This is a genomic window from Vibrio sp. OPT46 (genome assembly GCF_015163535.1).
Classification (GTDB): domain Bacteria; phylum Pseudomonadota; class Gammaproteobacteria; order Enterobacterales; family Vibrionaceae; genus Vibrio; species Vibrio alginolyticus.
In genome coordinates, this window is the sequence record NZ_JADDYG010000583.1 from 1 (window position 1) to 348 (window position 348).

The following is a 348-nucleotide window of genomic DNA, read 5'->3' on the forward strand; positions in this document are numbered from 1 at the left end:
TTGTTTTGTCAGCTTTCCAAATTGTTAAAGAGCTAGATTTTCTGATGAAAACCATTTTTAAAGATTCTTTTTCAAGAACACTTAAAGATGGTGGAGCTATGCGGGATCGAACCGCAGACCTCCTGCGTGCAAGGCAGGCGCTCTCCCAGCTGAGCTATAGCCCCATCAAGGTGTCGATACTGTCGCCAATTCCTTGGGAAAGAAATTGGTGGGTCTGAGTGGACTCGAACCACCGACCTCTCGCTTATCAGGCGAACGCTCTAACCACCTGAGCTACAGACCCAGTATCGTCTCTTTACTTTATAAACCGTATCAATCTGTGTGAACACTCATCGCAATAATCATCGT

At 45.7% G+C, this 348-nt stretch carries 2 tRNA genes; both read right to left on the reverse strand.

Going from position 1 to position 348, the window contains the following annotated elements:
* Nucleotides 1-88 precede the first annotated feature (88 nt).
* Nucleotides 89-164: transfer RNA gene (locus IQR33_RS23185), tRNA-Ala, on the reverse strand.
* Nucleotides 165-206: 42 nt separating this feature from the next.
* Nucleotides 207-283, reverse strand: a tRNA-Ile gene (locus IQR33_RS23190).
* Nucleotides 284-348 lie beyond the last annotated feature (65 nt).